At 61.3% G+C, this 21,002-nt stretch carries 21 protein-coding genes; 7 read left to right on the top strand and 14 right to left on the bottom strand.

The features are described from left to right. Positions 1-12: 12 nt before the first annotated feature. Entirely contained in the window at positions 13-759 is a 747-nt protein-coding gene (locus ACQ4MS_RS18745) for an ABC transporter ATP-binding protein (RefSeq protein WP_431096145.1), read from the top strand. Positions 760-861: 102 nt separating this feature from the next. Here ACQ4MS_RS18745 and ACQ4MS_RS18750 read toward each other — a convergent pair whose 3' ends face one another. Together ACQ4MS_RS18750 and ACQ4MS_RS18755 are read right to left on the bottom strand one after the other, a co-directional pair. Then, positions 862-3,138: a protein kinase domain-containing protein gene (locus ACQ4MS_RS18750; protein ID WP_431096146.1), complete on the bottom strand. Its 2,277-nt coding sequence runs from the start codon at positions 3,136-3,138 to the stop codon at positions 862-864. A gap of 58 nt (positions 3,139-3,196) precedes the next feature. Then, positions 3,197-4,075, bottom strand: a complete 879-nt coding sequence (locus tag ACQ4MS_RS18755; protein WP_431096147.1) for a c-type heme family protein — start codon at positions 4,073-4,075, stop codon at positions 3,197-3,199. A 159-nt stretch (positions 4,076-4,234) separates the two neighbouring features. Here ACQ4MS_RS18755 and rlmB point away from each other — a divergent pair, with 159 nt between their 5' ends. Both rlmB and ACQ4MS_RS18765 read left to right on the top strand, forming a co-directional pair. Next, positions 4,235-4,987 carry a 23S rRNA (guanosine(2251)-2'-O)-methyltransferase RlmB gene (gene rlmB / locus ACQ4MS_RS18760; protein WP_431096148.1) on the top strand — a complete coding sequence of 251 codons (753 nt, stop codon included), beginning with the start codon at positions 4,235-4,237 and terminating at the stop codon, positions 4,985-4,987. After that, entirely contained in the window at positions 4,984-6,135 is a 1,152-nt protein-coding gene (locus tag ACQ4MS_RS18765) for an NAD(P)/FAD-dependent oxidoreductase (RefSeq protein ID WP_431096150.1), read from the top strand. The genes rlmB and ACQ4MS_RS18765 overlap by 4 nt, the downstream gene beginning before the upstream one ends. Positions 6,136-6,161: 26 nt before the next feature. On the opposite strand, the gene ACQ4MS_RS18770 is transcribed toward ACQ4MS_RS18765, so the two are convergent. From ACQ4MS_RS18770 to ACQ4MS_RS18785, 4 genes are all read right to left on the bottom strand, one after another. After that, positions 6,162-6,746: a chromate transporter gene (locus ACQ4MS_RS18770; protein ID WP_431096151.1), complete on the bottom strand. Its 585-nt coding sequence runs from the start codon at positions 6,744-6,746 to the stop codon at positions 6,162-6,164. After that, on the bottom strand, positions 6,743-7,324 hold the full coding sequence (locus ACQ4MS_RS18775) for a chromate transporter (protein WP_431096152.1): 582 nt from the start codon (positions 7,322-7,324) through the stop codon (positions 6,743-6,745). Before ACQ4MS_RS18775 ends, ACQ4MS_RS18770 begins: the two co-directional genes overlap by 4 nt. A gap of 171 nt (positions 7,325-7,495) precedes the next feature. Further along, positions 7,496-8,470, bottom strand: coding sequence for a bifunctional helix-turn-helix transcriptional regulator/GNAT family N-acetyltransferase (locus ACQ4MS_RS18780; RefSeq protein ID WP_431096153.1), 975 nt, complete (start codon positions 8,468-8,470; stop codon positions 7,496-7,498). Positions 8,471-8,552: 82 nt separating this feature from the next. After that, a complete protein-coding gene (locus ACQ4MS_RS18785; protein ID WP_431096154.1) occupies positions 8,553-8,909 on the bottom strand; it encodes a cupin domain-containing protein in 357 nt (118 codons plus the stop codon). Positions 8,910-8,993: 84 nt separating this feature from the next. Between ACQ4MS_RS18785 and ACQ4MS_RS18790 the strand changes: the two genes are divergently transcribed. From ACQ4MS_RS18790 to ACQ4MS_RS18800, 3 genes are all read left to right on the top strand, one after another. Further along, positions 8,994-9,854, top strand: coding sequence for an AraC family ligand binding domain-containing protein (locus tag ACQ4MS_RS18790; RefSeq protein ID WP_431096155.1), 861 nt, complete (start codon positions 8,994-8,996; stop codon positions 9,852-9,854). A 223-nt stretch (positions 9,855-10,077) separates the two neighbouring features. Further along, positions 10,078-10,659 carry a hypothetical protein gene (locus tag ACQ4MS_RS18795; protein ID WP_431096157.1) on the top strand — a complete coding sequence of 194 codons (582 nt, stop codon included), beginning with the start codon at positions 10,078-10,080 and terminating at the stop codon, positions 10,657-10,659. Positions 10,660-10,687: 28 nt separating this feature from the next. Next, positions 10,688-11,800: an alpha/beta fold hydrolase gene (locus tag ACQ4MS_RS18800; RefSeq protein WP_431096158.1), complete on the top strand. Its 1,113-nt coding sequence runs from the start codon at positions 10,688-10,690 to the stop codon at positions 11,798-11,800. Positions 11,801-11,850: 50 nt separating this feature from the next. Here the strand turns inward: ACQ4MS_RS18800 and fabG are convergent, their stop codons facing one another. The 3 genes from fabG to ACQ4MS_RS18815 are packed head-to-tail and all read right to left on the bottom strand — an operon-like array spanning position 11,851 to position 16,012. Then, positions 11,851-12,594, bottom strand: coding sequence for a 3-oxoacyl-ACP reductase FabG (fabG, locus tag ACQ4MS_RS18805; protein ID WP_431096160.1), 744 nt, complete (start codon positions 12,592-12,594; stop codon positions 11,851-11,853). 56 nt (positions 12,595-12,650) lie between these two features. Beyond that, a complete protein-coding gene (locus ACQ4MS_RS18810; protein ID WP_431096161.1) occupies positions 12,651-14,798 on the bottom strand; it encodes a 3-hydroxyacyl-CoA dehydrogenase NAD-binding domain-containing protein in 2,148 nt (715 codons plus the stop codon). 5 nt (positions 14,799-14,803) lie between these two features. Beyond that, the gene (locus ACQ4MS_RS18815; protein WP_431096162.1) at positions 14,804-16,012 is read right to left on the bottom strand and encodes an acetyl-CoA C-acetyltransferase; all 1,209 of its coding nucleotides are present in this window, start codon (positions 16,010-16,012) and stop codon (positions 14,804-14,806) included. A 126-nt stretch (positions 16,013-16,138) separates the two neighbouring features. Between ACQ4MS_RS18815 and ACQ4MS_RS18820 the strand changes: the two genes are divergently transcribed. Continuing rightward, positions 16,139-17,302: an acyl-CoA dehydrogenase family protein gene (locus ACQ4MS_RS18820; protein WP_431096163.1), complete on the top strand. Its 1,164-nt coding sequence runs from the start codon at positions 16,139-16,141 to the stop codon at positions 17,300-17,302. A gap of 45 nt (positions 17,303-17,347) precedes the next feature. Here ACQ4MS_RS18820 and ACQ4MS_RS18825 read toward each other — a convergent pair whose 3' ends face one another. From ACQ4MS_RS18825 to ACQ4MS_RS18845, 5 genes are all read right to left on the bottom strand, one after another. Further along, on the bottom strand, positions 17,348-17,518 hold the full coding sequence (locus ACQ4MS_RS18825; RefSeq protein ID WP_164483778.1) for a hypothetical protein: 171 nt from the start codon (positions 17,516-17,518) through the stop codon (positions 17,348-17,350). Between the two features lie 142 nt (positions 17,519-17,660). Then, entirely contained in the window at positions 17,661-18,818 is a 1,158-nt protein-coding gene (locus ACQ4MS_RS18830; protein WP_431096164.1) for an ROK family protein, read from the bottom strand. A gap of 16 nt (positions 18,819-18,834) precedes the next feature. Continuing rightward, positions 18,835-19,614, bottom strand: coding sequence for an ATP-binding cassette domain-containing protein (locus tag ACQ4MS_RS18835; protein ID WP_431096165.1), 780 nt, complete (start codon positions 19,612-19,614; stop codon positions 18,835-18,837). Between the two features lies 1 nt (position 19,615). Continuing rightward, positions 19,616-19,759 carry a hypothetical protein gene (locus ACQ4MS_RS18840; RefSeq protein WP_431096166.1) on the bottom strand — a complete coding sequence of 48 codons (144 nt, stop codon included), beginning with the start codon at positions 19,757-19,759 and terminating at the stop codon, positions 19,616-19,618. Between the two features lies 1 nt (position 19,760). Continuing rightward, entirely contained in the window at positions 19,761-20,891 is a 1,131-nt protein-coding gene (locus ACQ4MS_RS18845) for a sugar ABC transporter permease (RefSeq protein WP_431099624.1), read from the bottom strand. Positions 20,892-21,002 lie beyond the last annotated feature (111 nt).

A 21,002-nucleotide genomic window follows, 5' to 3' on the forward strand; every position in this document is an offset into this window, starting at 1 on the left:
GACAAGGCCGACATGTTTGAACCCGTGGTGAATGGCGTGAATGATGTTTCCAGGGCGCCGGCTTTCGCTGTGCCTGCACCGTCCCCGACGTCTTCAATTATTTCCGTTGAGCACGTTTTCAAGTCGGTCACCGACTCCACCGGCACTTTGGCCATTTTGCGCGATATTGACTTCGCCCTGGCCCCACGGGAAACCGCTGCCATTGTCGGTGCATCGGGGTCCGGCAAAAGCACCTTGCTGTCCATTATTGCGGGGCTGGACACGCCGACGCAGGGTACGGTCAGGCTGGCGGGGCAGGACATCTTCGCCATCAACGAAGACGACCGCGCCGCCCTGCGCGCGCAGAAGGTCGGGTTTGTCTTCCAGAGCTTCCAGCTCATGGGTAATTTGACGGCGCTTGAGAACGTCATGCTGCCGCTGGAGTTGTCGGGCGCCAAAAACGCACGTTCGCTGGCCACCGACATGCTCAAGCGCGTCGGCCTTGGGGAGCGGCTGGGCCACTATCCCAAAGTGCTGTCCGGTGGCGAGCAACAGCGTGTGGCGCTGGCCCGCGCCTTTGTGGTGCAGCCCGCGGTACTGCTGGCCGATGAGCCGACGGGCAGCCTGGACTTTGCCACCGGCGAGACGGTGATGTCGCTGATGTTTGAGCTCAACCGCGAGCTTGGCACCACACTGGTACTGGTAACACATGACCAGGCCATCGCATCGCGATGCGAGCGCCGTATCACCATCGATGCAGGACGCGTCAGTCCGGCGTGAGGCCGCAAGGTGCTGGTGAATAGCTAATAAGGCCCGGAGCCCCTATTAAACGGGCGCAAGTAGCTATTAAAAGAATAGCAAACTGCGCACTGTGAGATGCTTTTAGCGCCCGCCGTGCAGTTTTTGCGCGATGGCCAGAAATTTCACGCGGTCATCAGGCCGGTCAATCTGCTGCGCCAACGCGTGAATCAGGGCCATATAGGTGAGCTGGCGGGCCGCTTCCTTGCGCACCAGGGTTTTGGCGAGCGGACCGATGTACTGGCTGAGTGCACGTTCCAGCTGAGCCTGGAGCTCCGCATTGAAATTCTGCACATTGATGGATGAGGATGATGCCGAGGCCGTTCCCGAGGTCGTCGACGACGTGGACAAGGGCCGGCTCATGTCGCTGCGCAAGGGACGGGAAAACGTCGAGGAAATGGGGCGGCTGAAGCTGCTGCCGCCTGTGGAGCGCAGCGGGCCGCTGGCGCCATGCAACCCAGAATGCACCGTCGCGCTGGCGTGGCGCGGTTTCAGGAAGGCCTCGCGGGCCGTCGCATCGGGAATGGAAACGGCCAGCAGGTCACGCAATCCCTGGGCACTGACCGTGCGTGGGATGGCTTTTTTGACCAGCACTTTGGCAAGCGGCCCGATGGCCTTGGCCAGCTCGTTTTCAATTTCCAGCGCGATTTCGGGGGTCAGCGAGGCCAGCGCGGCAAACGATGCCGTGTGCTCGAACTCCATGTTGCGGGCTACCGGCGAGGCCGGCGTGGCGTTCGGGTCCAGCACTGCGTAGATCTCGTGCGAACGCAGATGCTTGTCCATGTGCGGGCCGAGGTAGTCAAAGAGGCTTGCGGCGCTGTCGGTAATGCGTGAAATCACGTCGTAATAGGCGCGCGAGACAACAATCTGATTGGGCCTGGAAAAGTCCATGATGCGCTGGGCTACATTGATGCCGTCGCCCACCACATTGACGCGGTTGTTGATGTCGAACACCATGCGGATCGGCCCGAGGTGCAATCCCACCCGCAAGGACAGCTTGCGGCCGTACTTTTGTACCAGCAGGTCGCGCAGCAGCAAGGCCGATTGCAGCGCTTCCTCCGGATCGCCAAGAAAGCAGATCGCCGCACCGTCGCCGGTATCGATCATGATGCGCGAGGATTCCTTTACGCCACCAATCGCCTTGGTGATGAGCTCGTTAAACAGGCCTTTCAATGTCACCTGCTGGTCCACTGAATAGGTGGAGTAGGACACCAGGTCCAGGAACATGATCGTGCCCAGCACGTTCTTGCGCAGGTTTTCGGCACTGTTGAGCGGAATGGACTGGGAACTGGCCGCGTAGGCGAGCACGGCGCTTTCGGACAGCAGCTTGCTTGTCTTTGTGGTTGACGTATCGGTCTGCGGCGCTACCGTCGCTATCGGGGAAATGGCGGCTGTGTTGGACGATGGGGTGGCGGCGCGGATGGTCTGCGTCTTGAGAAAGTCCGAGCTGATCAGGGCCTGGCGCAGGGCTCCGACGTCCTGTGGGCGCTGTGTTTCGTTGGGCATCATGGCCCAGTCGATGGCGCGCAGCAGGGGCGCACCGAAGACCACCGCGCTGGCTGTGTCGGCCGCCTTGGGCATGGTGTCCTCGCGCACCCGTGAGGCCGACTCCATCGGCTTGTGGCCCGTGGTCATCCAGTACATCACCGCACCCAGCGAATAGACGTCCGTCCACGGCCCCTGGTGGCCCTTGCTGTGGTATTGCTCAAACGGTGCGAAACCAGGGCTCACGATGTTGGTCATGTCGTGGTTGCCGCTCACGCGCCGGGCGGCGCCGAAATCCAGCAGCACCGGTGTACCGTCGGCGCGGATGTAGATGTTGTCCGGCTTGATGTCGCGGTGCAGGAAATTCACCTTGTGCACCGCTTCCAGCCCGTCCATCAACGGGTAGACGATCTTCAGCAGACCCTGCTGGTCCAGCGCCGGCTGCTTGGCCAGCCAACGCTTGAGCGGGTCGCCGGACTCGTACTCCATGACGATGTAGGCAGTCCCGTTTTGCTTGAAGTAACGCAGCACCCGCACGATGTTCGGGTGACGAAAGGACGCCAGCGCCCGCGCTTCGTCGAGGAAGCGCTCCAGCCCCCAATTGAACTGGCCGTTGTTCGCGCTTGAGCGCACGTGCACTGACAGATCTTCCGAGCGCACGGCCAGGTCTCCGGGAAAGTACTCCTTGATGGCTACCGGCAGCTGCAGGTTGATGTCCTGCGCCAGGTAGGTAATGCCGAAGCCACCGCCGCCCAGCATTTTGTCGATGCGATATTCAAAAACGGTTTGCCCCGGCAGAAGCGCAGCCGCGTCCTTGCTTTCGCCGCCTGTGGAACGCACGGGCAGGGCTTGCGTTGTTTCTTCCGGTTCGTCCATTCGGGGGAATCGATTCCTGGGGTGTGTCGTTATTGTCGTCGTTGAATGCTGCCGGGAATCAGTCGCCGCGGTCGATCATCTGCATGGCTTTCTCGAGGCTGCGCCGCATGCGGTTGAACGCGCCGCCTAGCACGGACACTTCGTCTTTGCCGCCGTCAGCGAATTCCGGTACATCAAAGTCGCCGGTGCTCACCTTGTCTGCAGCCTGGGACATGCGCCGGATAGGCCGCACGATGAGCCAGCTCAACATCAGGTTAAGTACAACAAAAACCACTGCGAAGACAGTTGCCAGTGAGGCCATGAAGGTCTTGAAGGTGCGGTCTGCGTTGCGGATGGGAATGTCCATGGGAACAGTGACAACCTGCGCGCCGATGATTTCGTTGTGTTTCCAGCCGAAGCCGTTGGCCTCGCCGTAGACCTTGATCATGCTGGCGGGCGCGTTGGCCGGTACGCTGTGGCACTGCAGGCACGCCGCATTCGTGATCTGGATTGGCTTGGCAATGTACAGCAGGCGGCCCGTGGCTGCGGAGCGTTCTGAAATCAGCTCTTTGGATTCAGCATTCTGGCGGAACTGCTGGACGATATCCGCTTCCCAGTCGGTCGCGCGGTCACGCGGGTTGGTCGGATTCAGGGTGGCTTCCTTGTAGCCGTAGTCACGGTATTTTTTCTGGATGTGGGCCAGCGTTTCGGTGGCGGCATAGGCCGGCACTGTCTGCGGCAGGAAAACTTCTTCAAGCTGCTTTTCCAGGTGCGGCTTGACCTGCTCGACGGTATAAGCCCGCACGGAAAGCGCGGTGTCCATCATGAGGCGGGCGTTGCGCAGCACCTCTTCGCGCGCATTGTCCTGCAGCAGCTGGCGCGAGATGTAGCCGGCCGCGGCAAAGCCGGCCAGAAAGACCACGATCAACACCAAATTGAATTTCAGTCTCAAGCCCATAGCGCCTCCGGGTGCCCTGCAGTCAGCAGAGCGGGATTGTTCAGCAAGTTCAACAAATTGTTACTATTTTAGTCCTGCCTGGGGGCCATTGTGCCCCGCTCGTCGCACCCGATACACCGGTAGTAATGCCAATTACGGCCAACAGTGATAATCGCTGCCATGTCTTCTTCTCCCAAAGTGCTTTTTGGCTTCCATGCCGTCGGCGTTCGCATCAAAACAGCGCCTCAATCCGTCCTGGAAGTGTTTTTCGATGTGTCCCGCCGCGATGCACGCATGCGCCAGTTCACCGATCGGGCCCGGGAGGCCGGCGTGCGGCTGATCGAGTCAGACGGCTTGCGCCTGGCAAAGATGTGCGGCAGCCACGGCCACCAAGGGGTGGTGGCCCGCGTTGATGTGCTGGCCCAGGTCAAGTCGCTTGACGAACTGCTCGAGCAACTGGAAGAAGCCGGAGTGGCCCAGCCGCTGCTGCTGGTTCTGGACGGCGTGACCGACCCGCACAACCTGGGCGCCTGCCTGCGCGTGGCTGACGGCGCCGGCGCCCACGCCGTGATTGCTCCCAAAGACCACGCGGCCGGCATCAACGCCACCGTTGCCAAGGTCGCCAGCGGGGCGGCCGAAACCATGCCTTATTTCATGGTGACCAACCTGGCCCGCACGCTTGGAGAGCTTAAAGAACGCAACATCTGGTGCATAGGCACCAGTGACGATGCGGAAAAAACGATTTACGACGTCGATCTGAGGGGCCCCGTGGCGCTGGTGCTCGGTGCCGAAGGTGAGGGCATGCGCCAGCTCACGCGCAAGACCTGCGACGAACTGGTCAGCATCCCCATGCACGGCGCGGTGGAAAGCCTGAATGTGTCCGTAGCCAGCGGCGTGTGTCTGTACGAAGCCTTGCGCCAGCGCAGGGCATGACAACGCCGCAGCGCTTCGACCTGGTTGTCGTAGGCGCCAGTTTTGCCGGGCTGGCCTGTGCGCGCGCCGCGGCCAGGGCGGGATTGCAAGTCGCTATTGTGGAAAAGAAGTCTGCTTCAGGCGATAAGCTGCACACCACCGGCATCATCGTCAAAGATGCGATAGACACCATCCCCTGGCTGCAGCAGGTGCCTGCGGCGCTGGTGCGCCAGGTAGATGGCGTGAGGCTCTATTCGCCCAATCTTCGCCACGTGGATTTGCACGCGCCCGGGTATTACTTCTGGGCAACTGACACACCGGCGCTGTTGGACTGGATGTGTGCTTCGGTCCAGGCCGACGGTGTCACGCTGCTGGCGGGCACACTGTTCGAGCAGGCGGCGCGGGACAGCGGCGGCTGGACCGTATCGGTCAAGTCCGTCGCGCCACAGGAGCCGATGGTGCTGCAGGCCCGCTATCTTGTGGGCGCCGACGGCCCCCATTCGCGTGTGGCCAAGGCTTTAGGCCTGTCGCTCAATACCCAGTTTCTCTTCGGCATGGAGCATGAATACGGCCAGGCGCGGCTGGATGCCAACCTGCTGCACTGTTTCATTGACCGCCAGCTCGCGCCCGGATACATCGGCTGGGCTGTCGCGGGCGTGGGCATTCACCAGATCGGCCTGGCCAGACGAATGTCGCGTTCCGGCGTTTCTGTACCCGCCAAACAGGACTGGATGGCGGCTTTCATGGCAAAGATCGCGCCGCATGTGGATGTCGGCGATGCCAATCCGCTGGCGACGCGCGCCGGCATGATTCCCTGCGGAGGGGTGTTGAAGCGGGTGTCCGATGCGCGCGTCATGCTGGTAGGCGACGCCGCCGGCATGGTATCGCCAGTCACGGCCGGGGGCATTCATACAGCCCTGGAGCATGGCGACGCGGTGGGTGGCGCCGTGGCCGCCTTTTTGCTGGGTGGTGCGGTGGACGGCAACGATCCGGCTGACCCGGTGCAAGGGCTGGTGAGGCGCTATCCGAAATTCCGCGTCAAGCGCACCTTGCGCTGGTTATTTGACCGCTTCCAGGCCGACTGGATCTTCAACCTGGCCCTGGATACCGAGCCCATGCGCCAGGCTGCCCGCATGGTGTACTTTCACCGGCGCGGCAAACCGGATTAACAAGCTGGAATGGCCCGATTCGGCCGCTAGACCAGCCCGAACCAGCCTAGCAATGCGCCCGCGCCCAGCAGCCACAGCAGGTGGATCTTGCTGCGCCACACAATGACGGCCGTTGTGGCCGCCAGCAGCCATACCGGCCAGTCTTTCAATGAGCTGCCATTGGCGGTGGCCAATATCCAGCTGGTGGCGATCAGCAACGCCACCACGATGGGCGCCATGCCCTGCTTGAAGGCCCGCACCGCGCGCAGCTCGCGGTTGCGGTGACCCCACTGCGCGGCCAGGTAGGTGAGGGTGGTGCTCGGGATCAGGATGCCCAGCATTGCCACGAAAACCCCCAGCAGCCCGGTCAGCATACCGCCCGCGTTCAGCCCCACGTTCCAGCCCAGCAGCGCGATGAACAATACATTCGGCCCGGGCGCCGATTGCGCGATGGCGATGGACGCATTGAACTGTGCGTCGGTCAGCCAGTGCTGCTTGTCGACCAGGAAGCGGTGCATATCGGGCACGGTACTGATGGCCCCGCCGATCGACAGCAGCGACAGGGAGAGGTAATGCAGGAAGAGATCAAACCATTCCTGCGCGCCAAAGACGAGGTGCAGCGGCTCGGTCATGGCGCCAGCCCGCGGTAAGCGAGCAGGCAGGCCAGACCGCCCAAGCCCAGCAGCACGTAGGCCAGCGGAAAGCGCAGCAGGGCAATGGCCACAAAGCAGGCCGCGCCGAACACGGCGCACAGGTTCAGGCCCAAGATGTTTTTCTTGAGTGCGCCGAACAGCTTCAAGCCAGTGGCGCCGATCAGGCCCGCTGCCACAGCGCCCATGCCGCGCAGCGCGCCGGCCACGCCGGGATGGTCTGCAAACTGGGCATAAACCACCGCCAGCAACAGCACGATCACCAATGGAACAGTCAGCATGCCGGCCAGCGCGACCAGGGCGCCCTTGAGGCCGAAGTAGCGGCCGCCTATCATCAGGGAGATGTTGACGACGTTGGGCCCAGGCATGATTTGCGCGACGGCCCAGTCTTCAACGAATTCCTCGCGCGTCATCCAGCGCTTTTTCTCGACCAGTTCGCGTTGCACGACAGCCAATACACCGCCAAAACCCTGAAGCGCCAGCAAAGTGAATGAGATGAAAAGATCGGAGAGGGATTGAGGTTGCGGGCGGTCTTCCGCGGGTACGGGTGGGGTGCTCATGCACCAATTATCGCCACTTCATCGATGTTCCACAGGCCACCCGCGGGAGACCAAGGACCACCGTCTGCTATTAATAAGATAGCAATTCTGGCAATTGATGTCCGGGCTAAAGGTCGAAAAGGTTTAAATTTTTGGACAGGCTCCGGCTGTAAGCCCGTCGCTGCCGCGGGTCTATAACTTCAACTCCCAGGTTTCACCCACCAGGTCTTTCCCGAAGCCATGGTAAGGCTCGCTTTTCACCAGTGTGAAACCTCTCTTGGTGTAAATCCCGCGTGCAGCGTCCAGGCAGCTGTTGGTCCAGAGCACCATTTTTTTATAGCCCTTGCCGCGCGCAAATGCGATGCACGCGTCGGTCAGGCGACCGCCCAAGCCCAGTCCGCGCGCCTGGGGTGTGAGGATCAGCATGCGCAACTGGGCCACGGTGGCTGATTTACGCACCACAAACACCGCGCCGGCCCGCTCACCGTCGACTTCGGCTATCCAGCATTTCTCCCACTCCGGCTGGTGGTTCTTGAGGTACTTGCCGGCAATGTCGGCCACCAGCGCCTCGAACTCGCTGTTCCAGCCGTATTCGCGCGCATAGATTTCACCGTGCTGCTGCACCACCCAGCCCATGTCCCCCGGCTCCGCGTCGCGCAACAGTACGGTGCGGATAGCGGCGGGCGTTGTTTCGCCGGCCAGCAGCCGCTGCACCGTGGCCATCGCACTCACTACCTTGCGCTGGTCACCCGGCGCCAGCGCGGCAAGCAGTGCGGCCGCCTCGTCACGCGACTGCTGCTGCAACGGCGCAAAAACCGCATGCCCAGCCTCCGTCAGCCTGAGCAGGCTTTGTCGTGCGTCGGCGGGTGAAGGCACACGCGCCAGCCAGCCTTTGGATTCAAAGCGCCGCAGGATGCGGCTCAGGTAGCCGGCGTCCAGCGATAAATCCCGTCCCAGTTCAGTCGCCGTCGGCTGGTCGCGGTGGGCCAGCTCATAAAGCACGCGCACCTCCGTCAGCGAAAACTGGCTGCCCAGGTAAGGGTCCAGCACGCCGATGCGCTGGGTGTAGAAGCGGTTGAAGCTGCGGACCGCCTTGATGTTCGCGGTGGTGGCGACCGGTGCCAAGGATGCCGGAGTAGAGAGGAAGGGGGCGTTTGACGATGCCATGTCTGCTATCGTCAAGCAATTAATTGACAAAGTCAAGTAGTTGCCTCCACCCGTTCCCCATCAGGCCTGGGGTCCGCCCGGTTCAGATCACCCGCCGTGGAGCAGCGGTCGCCACATCCCCACTGTTGGGTGCACCCGTCGGCTCGATCAGCAGCAGGTGAGCTTCTTGTGGCGCCCACGGGCGATGGGATATACCACGTGGCACCACATACAACTGGCCCGGTTTGAGTGTGACAGTGGGCTTGCCGTCGATGTCAATGTGCAGTTCGCCTTTGAGTACCAGAAAAAAGTCGTCGCTCTCCGGGTGCGAATGCCAGCTGAATTCGCCTTGCACCTTGACGACCATCACGTCGTGCCCATTGAATTCACTCACGGTACGCGGCTGCCAGTGGCCTTCAAAGGTGGCGAGCTTGGCGTGCAGGTCTACGGCTTCTTGCATGAGAACTCCTCTTTCATTGCGATTAAATTTCGGTGAAAAGTGAGTTTCCTTGTCCAGCGCCGCTGCGTCTTGTACGATTGTTTCATGTACGAAGCCCAGGCTCAAACTCCCCAGGACTGGGCCCGCTTTCGTCCGGGCGCGCTGGCGGGCGTGACCCAGATGAATGCCCATTTCACTGAACACACGTTTGAGCGCCACAGCCACGAAACCTATTCCATAGGCGTCACAGCCTCCGGCGTTCAGACCTTTCACTGCGGCGGCGCGCTGCACGCCAGCCTGCGCGGCGACGTGATACTTTTCAACCCCGACGAGCCGCACGATGGTCAGCGCGGCACGCAGGAAGGTTTTGGCTACAGCATGCTGTATGTGTCGCAGCAGGTGGTGAACGAATGCCGCGACAAGGAAGCCGGCCTCGATATGGCGGCCTACTTTTGCCAGCCCGTGGTGCGCGACGTTGCCATGGGGCGTGCACTGGCGCGCGCCATAGGCGCGGCAGGGCAGGCGCAGGAGTCGCTGCGCGCCGAAGAACTCACACGCGATGTGCTGGTGCGGCTGCTGCAGCGTTACGGTGAGCGCCGTTCAGGTGAGGACGTGAGCAGGTCCGTCGGCATGACCCGTCTGGCCCGCATCCGCGACTATTTGCGCAGCCATTTCGGCGAAGACATTACGGTGGATGTGCTGGCGCGCGAGGCAGGTCTTTCACGCGTTCACCTCACACGTGCCTTCGCCCGGCAGTTTGGCGCGCCGCCGCATATCTATCTCAACGCGGTACGCATTGAACGCGCCCAGTCAGCCATGCTGGCCGGCCAAGGGTTGGCTGAAGTGGCTGCCGCCTGCGGCTTCGCCGACCAGAGCCATTTCAGCCGGCGCTTCAAGGGCAGTGTGGGTGTGTCGCCTGGAGCCTGGTTGCGGCAGATGAAGCCTTCCGCAATCATCAACATCTGAGCCAGCTTCCATTGCCTGCTCTCGTCAGTATTGAGGAGGCGGTCATTGCACAGCTCATCTAGAATTATTTTTTCCGATTATCTTTTTTTTGAGCTGAATGAACCTCAAAAAGGAACAGGTAATTTCCTTTAATAACCAACACCTGGCCAGATTCAGCGGCCAGCCATACCAAAAAACGGCAAGCCGTAGCTCTTGCGGGCATGCATGACGTTGGATTTAACACATGACCTCTCCGAAGCAACTCGGCCAATTTCTTTCGGCTGTACTCTGCAGCGTGCTGCTGGCCGGGTGCGCCAGTACGGCCATCACCCTGAATCCGTCACCGCAGGCGCCGGTGTGCGACCGCGCGGCTACGGCTCTCGTTCTCTGGGCACCTGAGTGGCGATCTGATCAGAAAGATATCGCCCAGCGCGAGGCGGCTGCTGCAACGGGCCTCAAGAATTTCCTTGACAGTTCCGGGTGCTTCGCGCGCTCGGAGCTACGGCGCATCCCGAATCTCACCTCTGGCGCCATCTCCGCGCAGCTAGCCTCGCAAGGGCGTTCTTTCAACCGGGTGGTTGTCATTGGTGTCCGTGAATTCGGACCTGTGGTCAAGCTGCTGTCTTCTGCTGCGCTGCTTGAAGGGGGGACAGAGGCAGTTCTGCAAGTCACCACATACGCCATGCCTGGAATGGGCCAACCACGCGAATTCACAGTTCACTGGCGAAATGGAGGGCCAGGTGTGGTCAGGGGCGTAGCAGGTCTTCCTGAGGATATGCAGGCCGCGCTGCTCGCCGGGTTGCAGCCAGACAAAGCCGCGAGGTGACGCCCAGTCCTTTCATCGAGAAGGCGCCATGAAATTCGGGCTGTTGTGGCGCTTTCGTTTCCTTCTCTCCGGTTTGGGGATTGCCTGCCTGGTCGTGCTGGCGGGAACAGCCTATCAATCGAAAAGAACTGCTGCAGACCGAACCTTATTCGCGCCTCCAGGTCGCATGATTTCGGTGAGCGGCGTGAACCACCATCTTTACTGCGTGGGTTCCGGTTCTCCAACTCTCGTCCTCGAAGCCGGCCTGGGGGACAATTCTCTGACCTGGTATCCGGTTCAATCCGCACTTGCGCGAAATATGCGCGTTTGCTCCTATGATCGCCCAGGGCTTGGCTGGAGCGATCCAATCGATAGCACCATGCAGCCGGAAGATGTAGCCCGGAATCTGCATGCGCTTTTGAACAATGCGGGCATTTCACCGCCTTATGTGCTGGCCGGCCATTCCCGTGGCGGAATATACGTGCGGGCTTTCTACCATCAGTTTCCTGAGGAGACGCAGGGTATCGTCCTTGTCGATTCGACGCATGAGCAGAGCCCTGCCCACCAGTATCCGTATGCCGCCTGGGACTATTGGAAACAAGCCCTGCAGATGGCAGTTGCCGGACCGTTATCGCGAGTCGGGCTCATAAGGCTGATGGGCATTGCCGATGCTGGCCGCCGGCCTTCTTCCCTGCCGGCAGAAGTGTTGGCGGCAAAATCGGCTATGCAAAATCGGACCGATACCGCGCACGCCGTTGTCAATGAAATTGCTGTCATGCGTCAAGGGCTGGATCCCGCCACACCGCCACCCCTCAGTTTGGGAAAGCTTCCGTTGTTGGTGTTGACTGCCGGTAACCGGGTAGATCCAGGCCTGGTCGAGCGCGAAGCCGGGAAGTCGGGCGGGAATATCGAAGCCGAAAAAGCGCTCGCCGGAATCCAGCAGACTGAGCAGAATGACTTGGCCCGCTTGTCCAGCAATTCACGTCATATCGTGGTTAAAAATAGCGGGCACTTCATCATGCAGGATCAAGCTGAGGAGTTGGTCAGCGCTGTGAGTGAATTTATAAAGCCCATCGCTCTCAGGCTGGAGGGTGAGCGCCCAACCCATCATTCCACCGGACCTGAAAAAGAAGTTGCGCAACACCGTGAATTCAAACGTTGAGATGCCAGCATTCCAATGCTTGAGTTCAAAATGCCCTTTTCTGCAGCGCGCTAAACCGACATCCCCCCAGACACCTCAATCACTGCCCCGTTGACGTAACTCGCCTCGTCGCTCGCGAGAAACGCATACACATTGGCAATCTCCTCGGGCCGTCCCAATCGCCTGAGCGGCACATGAGCCTCCATCTCCTTGAGCACCTTGTCGGGGATCGTGCTGAGGATGGGCGTTGAAATAAAACCGGGGGCCACGGCATTCACGCGCACGCCCTTGGGGCCCAGCTCGCGGCTCCAGGTTTTGGTGAAACCGATTACGCCGAACTTGCTGGCGGCGTAATTCGTCTGGCCGAAGTTTCCGTAGATGCCGACGACTGAACTCGCGTTCAGTATCACGCCGCTGCCTTGCGCTGTCATGGTGTCGGCCACCGCCTGTGCGCAGTGAAAAACGCCGCGCAGGTTCACATCGATCACTTTGTCGAACTGTTCGAGCGTCATTTTCTGCAGGCGCGCATCCTGGGTGATGCCGGCGTTGTTGACGAGGACATCAATACGTCCATACCGGTCTTTGACCTTGCCGACCACTGCATCCACCATGGCGCGCTGGGTCACATCCATCACATAACCGACGGCCTGCGCGCCCAGGGCCTGGCATTGTTTGACAGCTTCGTCGACGCCGGCTTGCTTGACATCGCAGACGATGACGGTGGCGCCCTCCTGCGCAAATTTGAGGGCAGTGGCCAGGCCAATGCCTTGCGCCGCGCCGGTGATGATGCTGATCTTGTGGGTGAGTCTTGGCATGAATGGATAAGGTTTGGAGAGGGACAGGAAATGATGGGCGGCCTGGTTGATGCAGCTCAGTAAACCGGCTGGTGCCGGCGGATTGCATCCTTGACAACATCCGTCAGTGCAAAGCCGGGGCCAAATTTTTGGGCCAGCTCATCGCAGCGCGCTATAAAGGCGTCAACCCCCATGCCATAAATGAACTGCATCGCGCCACCCGTCCAGGCCGGAAAGCCAATACCGAAGATGGAGCCGATGTTGGCGTCGTGCACGGTGGTGAGCACGCCCTCGCTGAGGCAGCGGGCGGTTTCCACGGCCTGGCGATAAAGCAGGCGGTCTTTCAGTTCGTTGATGTCCCAGGCGGCGCCGGGCTTCTCAAACAACGGCTTTAGTTCGGGCCACAGATGTTTCTTCGCACCGGGCTCGCAAGGGTAGTCGTAGAAGCCGCCACCAGCTGCGCGGCCCAGGCGCTTGAGTTCTTTCACCATGCGTTCGACCAGCAGTTCCCCAGGCGTCGCGGTATAGGTCTTGCCCTCCGCCGTGAAGTCGGTGCGGGTCTGGTCGAGCACGTGCACGCTCAGCGACAACGCGGTTTCATCAAGCACGGCCAGAGGGCCTACAGGCATGCCGGCCTGGAGGCCGGCGTTTTCAATCGCCGCGGCGGGAATGCCTTCACCCAGCATGGCCGCGCCTTCCATCACAAAAGTGCCAAACGTGCGGCTTGTGTAGAAGCCGCGCGCGTCGTTGACCACGATGGGGATCTTGCCCAGGGCTTGTACATAGTCAAAAGCCTTGGCCACAGTTTCGTCGCCGGTGTCCCGGCCACGAATGATCTCCACCAGCTTCATCTTGTCGACCGGGCTGAAGAAATGTATGCCGATAAATTTTTCCGGTTTGTCGCTCGCTGTGGCGAGGCTGCTGATAGGCAGGGTTGAGGTGTTGGAGGCAAAAAAGCCGCCGGGCGCCAGCAGTGGCTCGGCCTCCTGGGTGACTTTGGCCTTGAGGTCGCGCCGCTCGAACACAGCCTCGATGATGAGGTCGCAGCCGGCCAGTTCCGCAACCTGGTCGGTCGCAGCGATGCGCGAGAGCAGGGCGCTTTGTTCGCTGGTTGTCATGCGGCCTTTCTCCACACGCGGCGCGGTAAGCTTGCTGCTGTGGGCTTTTCCGGCTTCTGCCTTTTCCCGGCTCACGTCCTTGAGGACGGTGGCAATGCCCTTGCTGGCCTGCGCGTAAGCGATACCTGCACCCATCATGCCGGCGCCCAGCACGCCGACCTTGGCCGGCCTGAAACGCGGAACGGTTTGGGGGCGCGACTGACCACTTTTGACAGCGTTCATATTGAAGAAAAACGTGTTGATCATGGCCTTGGCATTGGCGCCGGTCATGAGTTTCGCAAGGTAGCGGCTTTCAATACGGTAGGCGGTCTCCAGGTCCACCAACGCGCCTTCGGCCATGCAGGCCATGATGGCTTCCGGGGCAGGGTAGAGCCCACGTGTCTGCTTTTTGAGCATGGCAGGTGCAACGCTGAGGGCTGCCGCAATCTTGGGGTTGGCGGGTGTGCCGCCGGGAATCTTGTAGTCCTTGGCATCCCACGGATGTTGGGCCGCGGGGTTAGCGGCTATCCAGGAAAGTGCCTCGCCGCGCAACTCGCTGGCGTCGACCACCAGTTCGTGCACCAGGCCCAGCTCCAGTGCCTGGCGCGAGCCGAATGTTTTGCCTTCAACCAGGTAGGGCTGCGCGCCCACCAGGCCCAGGTGGCGCGTCATCTTGGTCACGCCGCTGGCGCCGGGTAACAGGCCCAGGGTTACTTCGGGTAATCCAAATTGCGTTTTACGGTCGTCCACCGCGACGCGGTAGTGGCCGACCAGCGCGACTTCCCAGCCGCCGCCCAGCGCCGTGCCATTGAGGCAACTCGCCACGGGGATGCCGAGCGTTTCGAGGGTGCGGAAGTTCTTCTTGACGTGCTCGATCTCGGCATAGGCCTTGGGCGCGTCGGCGGGTGTGAGGCGCATCACCGCCTTGAGGTCGGCGCCGGCAAAGAAAGTGCTTTTGGCCGAGGCCAGGATGATGCCCTTGAGCGCAGCCTTGTCCTTCACCACCTGCGCTGTCACTTCGCTCAGGTCGTCCTGCCATTGCAGGCACATGGTGTTGACAGGGGAGTCGGGTTCGTCAAACGTAATGGTGGCAATGCCATCGTCGATTTGGTACTTGATGGTCTTCATGGCGTTCAGATTCTTTCAACAATGGTTGCGATTCCCATGCCGCCGCCAACGCACAGGGTCGCCAGTCCGTAGCGCAGCTTGCGCCGATGCAGTTCATCAATCAGCGTGCCCAAAATCATCGCGCCGGTCGCACCCAGCGGGTGGCCCATGGCAATGGCGCCGCCGTTTACATTGACCTTCTCGTGCGGCACCTTCATCTCTTTCATGAAGCGCATCACCACCGCAGCAAAGGCCTCGTTGACTTCGAACAAGTCGATTTGGTCCACTGTCATGCCGGCTTTGGCCAGCGCCTTGCGTGTGGCCGGCATGGGGCCGGTCAGCATGACTGTCGGGTCGGCGCCGCTCAGCGCCGCAGCCACAATACGGGCACGCGGCTTGAGACCATGCGCCTTGCCGGCGGCTTCAGAGCCGACCAGCACGGCCGCCGCGCCGTCCACAATGCCCGACGAGTTGCCGGCGTGGTGCACATGGTGAATGCGCTCGACCTGCGGGTAGCGCTGCAGCGCCACAGCGTCAAAGCCCATGCCACCTAATTGATCGAAGGCAGGCTTGAGTGAGGCCAGGCCTTCCAGCGTAGTGTGAGGCTTGATGAATTCGTCTTCGCCCAGGATCGTCTGGCCCAGGAAGTCTTTGACCGGCACAACAGAGTTGGCAAAGTAGCCGGCTGCGCGCGCTTTAGCGGCGCGTTGTTGGCTCTGCAGGGCAAAGGCGTCCACGTCGGCCCGGCTGAAACCTTCCATCGTGGCAATCAGGTCGGCGCCTATGCCCTGCGGCACAAACAGCGTGGCGCTATTGGTTTCAGGATCTTGCGCCCAGGCGCCACCGTCAGCGCCAATCGGGACGCGGCTCATGCTTTCAACGCCGCCAGCCACCACCAGGTCTTCCCAACCGGAGCGCACTTTTTGCGCTGCCATATTCACAGCTTCCAGGCCTGATGCGCAAAAACGGTTGACCTGAACGCCCGAAGCGCGGAAGTCCCAGCCGGCCTTGAGCGCAGCCACCTTGGCTATCACCGCGCCTTGCTCGCCCACCGGCGAGACCACCCCCATCACTACATCGTCGATGGCGGCCGTGTCAAAGCCATTGCGCCGCTGCAAGTCGGCCAGCACGCCAGCCAGCAGGTTGACCGGCTTGACCTCATGCAGGCTGCCGTCTTTTTTTCCTTTGCCGCGCGGTGTGCGGATGGCGTCGTAGATGAAGGCTTCGGTGGTCATGGTGGCTTTCCTCGGGAAGGCGAGACGAACAGCGGGCGGGTGGGCGGCTGTTGAAGTATATTCATTTCACAAAGCAGCCGCTTTGCATAAATAAGTTGATGGATTTTGGCCCTTACAGGTGACACCATGATTGAACGCAGCCTCTTCACCACCGATCATGAAGCCTTCCGCGATGCCTTTCGCCGCTTCATGGAAAAGGAAATTGCACCTTTCCACGAGCAGTGGGAGGAGCAAGGCCATGTGGACCGCAAGGTCTGGAACAAGGCCGGCGAGAACGGTTTTTTGTGCATGACCATGCCCGAGGCGTACGGCGGCTCGGGCGCGGACAAGCTGTACTCCGTCATTCAGATGGAAGAGCTCGGGCGGGGTGGGTTTTCGGGCATCGGCTACAGCCTGCACAGCGAGATCGTTGCACCTTACATCCTTCACTATGGCACCGAGGCGCAGAAGCAGAGGTATCTTCCCCAACTTGCGAGCGGCGAGATGGTCGGGGCCATCGCGATGAGCGAACCCGCTGCCGGATCCGACCTGCAAGGCGTGAAAACCACAGCCATCAAGCAGGCTGACGGCGGCTACCTGCTCAACGGCAGCAAGACCTTCATCACCAATGGCTGGCATGCCGACCTGGTCATTGTGGTGGCCAAGACCGACCCGGCCGCGGGCGCCAAAGGCACCAGCCTGATACTGGTGGAGCGCGGTATGCCTGGTTTTGAAACAGGCAAGCGCCTCAAAAAGCTGGGCCTGAAGGCGCAGGATACGTCGGAGCTGTTTTTCACCGATGTAAAGATTCCGGCCGAGAATCTGCTGGGCGGCCAAGCCCACGAAAACCGCGGCTTTATTTGCCTGATGGAGCAGCTGCCCTGGGAGCGCCTGCAGATCGCCATTACGGCTGTCTCGTCAGCGCAGGCCGCGATCGACTGGACACTGGCCTATGTGAAAGAACGCAAAGTGTTTGGCCAGCCGGTAGCCAGCTACCAGAACACGCGCTACAAACTGGCCGAGCTCCAGACCGAGGTGCAGGTCGCGCGGGTATTTGTCGATAAATGCGTGGAGCTGGTTGCGAAAGAAGCGCTGGACACCGCGACAGCCAGCATGGCCAAGTACTGGTGCAGCGACCTCCAATGCAAGGTGATGGACGAATGTGTGCAGCTCTTCGGCGGCTACGGTTATATGTGGGAATACCCGATTACCCGTGCCTACGCCGACGCACGTGTGCAGCGCATTTACGGTGGCACGAACGAGATCATGAAGGAAGTCATTTCGCGGTCCATGGGCCTGGGCGCCAGATAGCGACCCGTTGCCGCGTCAGCTGGCGTTCGCCAAGGCTGGACCCGCTCAGGATGGATCTTTGCTGCGGGTGCGGCTGACGGCACTGAATATGCCGATGCCCAGAAAGATCAGCGCGCCGATGCCGATATAAAGGTGCGGTACGCCGGCGACAACGGCGGCCCAGATCACACCCCCCAGAAAAATCACAAAACCGATCATGTAAAGGGCGAAAGACATGGTTCTTCTCCAGATGGTTATGGCATTGAGTTATGGCGTTGACTATGGGCGCCGAACGGAAGGCAACCTATCGGGGAGAAGCGCTGATGCGTGTCAGCGCAGGACTACCGCGCCGCGCGCGGGTCGCTTGGGGCGTGCGGCCCTACAGGAGGGCTTCATCCCGCGCCGGGACGTCGTTGCCAACGAGGTGACCGCGGGGGTGCATGGGGCGCAGGTATTGGTGCAGGACCAGGGCAGCGGCGCCCACAGCTGAGGCCAGAAGACCATATCGCGCGACGCGCACCGCAGGAGCAGTCACGCCGGCGTGGGTGGCATAGTTTTGCAGCGTCTCCCGCGCAACCTGCACCATGCCGGGGAAACGGTGGCATGACGCACCGCCGACTACCACCACACTGGGATTGAAGGTGGTCCACAGGTTTTGCAGCAACACCCCCAGGTATTGTCCTGACCGCTGGGTGTCCGCCAATTGGCCCAGGGCACCGGAGCCGATGAAGGTCTCGGCGCACCCACGCCGTCCGCATGAACAAAGGGGCCCATCGAGTTGCAAAATGCTGTGGCCGATCTCGCCGGCCATACCCTGCGTACCGGTGAACAACCGGTCGTTGAGCACGATGCCCGCGCCCACACCCACATCGCAGGTAACAAAAATCAGCGAGTCCTTGCTGTCGTTCTCCGAAAATTCATACTCACTCAGCGCGGCGGTGTCGGCTTCGTTTTGCACATGCACCGGTACCGGGGGCAGCCCTGCATGAATCAATGCCTGGGTGATCTGCGGCAAAAAGTCCACGTTGCGCCAGCCAAGGTTGGGGGCAAAGCGGACCACCCCGGTGGCTTCGTCAAACGCGCCGGGCAGTCCGATACCCAAACCGGAAAGTTGCACGCTGCGTGACACCAGCTCAGCCTGGGCCAACACCGTCAGCCTGGCGATCTGGCTGCAGACGTCTTGCGGCCGGGTGCCGCGCAAAGGCTCCTGCGTTGACCACAGCACTTGCCCCAGCAGGGAGACACTCACCACCCGCAAGGTGTCCACTGCCACTTCCACACCAATCAGGCCGCGGGACTGAGCGTCGATTTGCAGGGGCGTTGAGGGCCGACCCACACCGTTGGCGGCAGTCAGGCAGGTTTCACTGAGCCAGCCCTCGTCAATGAGTTCGCGTACCAGAAGGCTGACCGTCGACTTGGTCAATCCGCTATGGCTGGCGAGTTGGGCGCGCGAGCTCCCTGGCTGGGTGCGCAGCAAGCGTAGCAGCACACTGCGATTGATACGTTTGACGAGCTGCTGGTCGCCTGTGGTTTTCATGGCCAATGCGGATGATTCAAGCGATGCGGTGCGGCGCCTGTGTACGTCCTTCCGGTTGTTTGCCCGCGATGATCATGCCGAGAATCTGGTCTTCGTTCAGGTCGGCCGTGCGGTAAGTGCCTACCAGTCGGCCGTTTTTCATCACCGAGAGGCGGTCGCTGAGCGAAAAAACATCGTGCATGTCATGCGTGATCAGGAAGATGCCAACGCCTTCAGCCTTGAGCTGGAGCACCAGATTGGCCACCATGGCGGATTCTTCCGGGCCCAGGGCGGCACAGGGTTCGTCCATGATCAGGATGCGGGCGTTGAAATAGATGGCACGCGAGATGGCCACCACCTGGCGCTGTCCGCCCGAGAGGCGCCGCACCGGCGTATGGATATTGGTGAAGTTTTTGTTCAGGCGGCCAAATACCTTGCGTGCCTGCGCCTCCATGAAGTAGTCATCCAGGGTATTCCAGGCCGTCATTTTTTCGCGGCCCAGGAACAGGTTGGCCACGGCGTCCAGGTTGTCGGCCAGGGCCAGCGTCTGGTAAATGGTCTCGATGCCTTGCTGCTGTGCATCCGCCGGGGTCCGGAGATTCACTTTTTGCCCCATCACATGGATCTCGCCCGAATCGATGGGGAAAGCGCCGGCCAGCATTTTCATCAGCGTTGATTTGCCCGCGCCGTTGTGGCCCAGCACGGCGACAACTTCGCCGGGGTACAGGTTCAGGTTCACGCCGTCCACGGCGTGGACGCCGCCAAAGGCCTTGCGGATGTCCTTGAACTCGACCAGGGGTTCGGTAGTGGTTTGCATTTCAGTGATCCATTGCGCTGCGTGCCACCCGCGACACATGAAACCGCACGGCAAAAGCCAGGGACACCGCGGAACCGGCTTCGCCGGGCCGCTGGTGTTGCTCCCTTGAGGGGGAGGCGCCGAAGGCGCTTCGGGGGTGTTTCATCCTAGCTTTCCTGCGCCCACTTGCGATAGAGCACGTCAAATACCACCGCCACAATCAGCACCTGCCCGATGATGATCATGCGTTTTCCGATGGAGACATCCAGCAGCAGCATGCCGCTGTCCAGCGACTGCATGATGAGCGCTCCCAGGACAGAGCCGATGATGGTGCCGCTGCCACCTGCCAGCGCAGTGCCGCCGATCACGGCGGCCGCAATCACGAACAGTTCCATGCCGGTGCCCAGCGAGTTGGTGCCTGCGTTCAGGCGGGCCACCGACACGATGGCCGCGATGGTGATGAGCACGGCGAGCAGCGCAAACAGCATGAGCGTCACTCGCTTGACCGGAATGCCGACGAGTACCGCGGCGTCGGGGTTGCCGCCCATGGCGTAGACATAGCGGCCGAAACGGGTGCGCTGGGAGATGAAGGACATCACCACCGCCACGGCCGCCCAGATCAGCACCGGTATCGGGATGCCCTGGGGGGCGTCCTTGTTGGGGACCAGGTAGCTGTTCATGGTCGCAGCGAACGCGGCCAGCAGGGCCACGGGTGCAGCCACCAGCAGGACATCCACCCATACGGGCTGGTTGGGCATTTCATGGCGGGTGGAGGCGCGGCGGCGCAAGAGCATACGAATCACCAGCACCAGGCTCACACATGCGGTCAGGATCCAGGTGGCGGTCACACCGATGCCACCGTCATAGCCGCCACCCAGCTGCAGGAACATCTCGTCGCTGACGGGCTGGGTCTTGCCGTCGGCCACCAGAAAGGCCGCGCCGCGCAGGGACATCAAGCCCCCTAGCGTGACCACAAAAGAAGGTACGCCGAGCATGGCGGTAAGCCACCCCTGGTACACCGACACCACCAGCGCCGCGGCCAGCCCGGCAAGTGATGCTGCCGGCCAGGACCATCCCAGGGTGTATTGGAGGTAGGCAATGAGCACGCCGACAAAACCGATCACGGAGCCGACCGACAGGTCGATATGCCGGGCCACAATGATCAGCACCATGACGGTGGACACAATGCCCACCACGGCGGTTTGCTGGGCGATGTTGTAGAGGTTTTCAGGCGACAGGAAAATGCCGCCCGACAGGACCTGGAATATGCCCGCCAGGACGGCGAGCACGCCGCCCATGAAGACCAGCCGCCAGTCGACAGCAGCGTTGCGCAGGAATCGGACGGGAAATTGCATGGTTTTAAGGATGCAGTACTCCCCAGGCAACCTACAGGCTGGTTGCCTTTGCCT

Source organism: Polaromonas aquatica (assembly GCF_050626995.1).
GTDB classification, from domain to species: Bacteria; Pseudomonadota; Gammaproteobacteria; order Burkholderiales; family Burkholderiaceae_C; genus Polaromonas; species Polaromonas aquatica_A.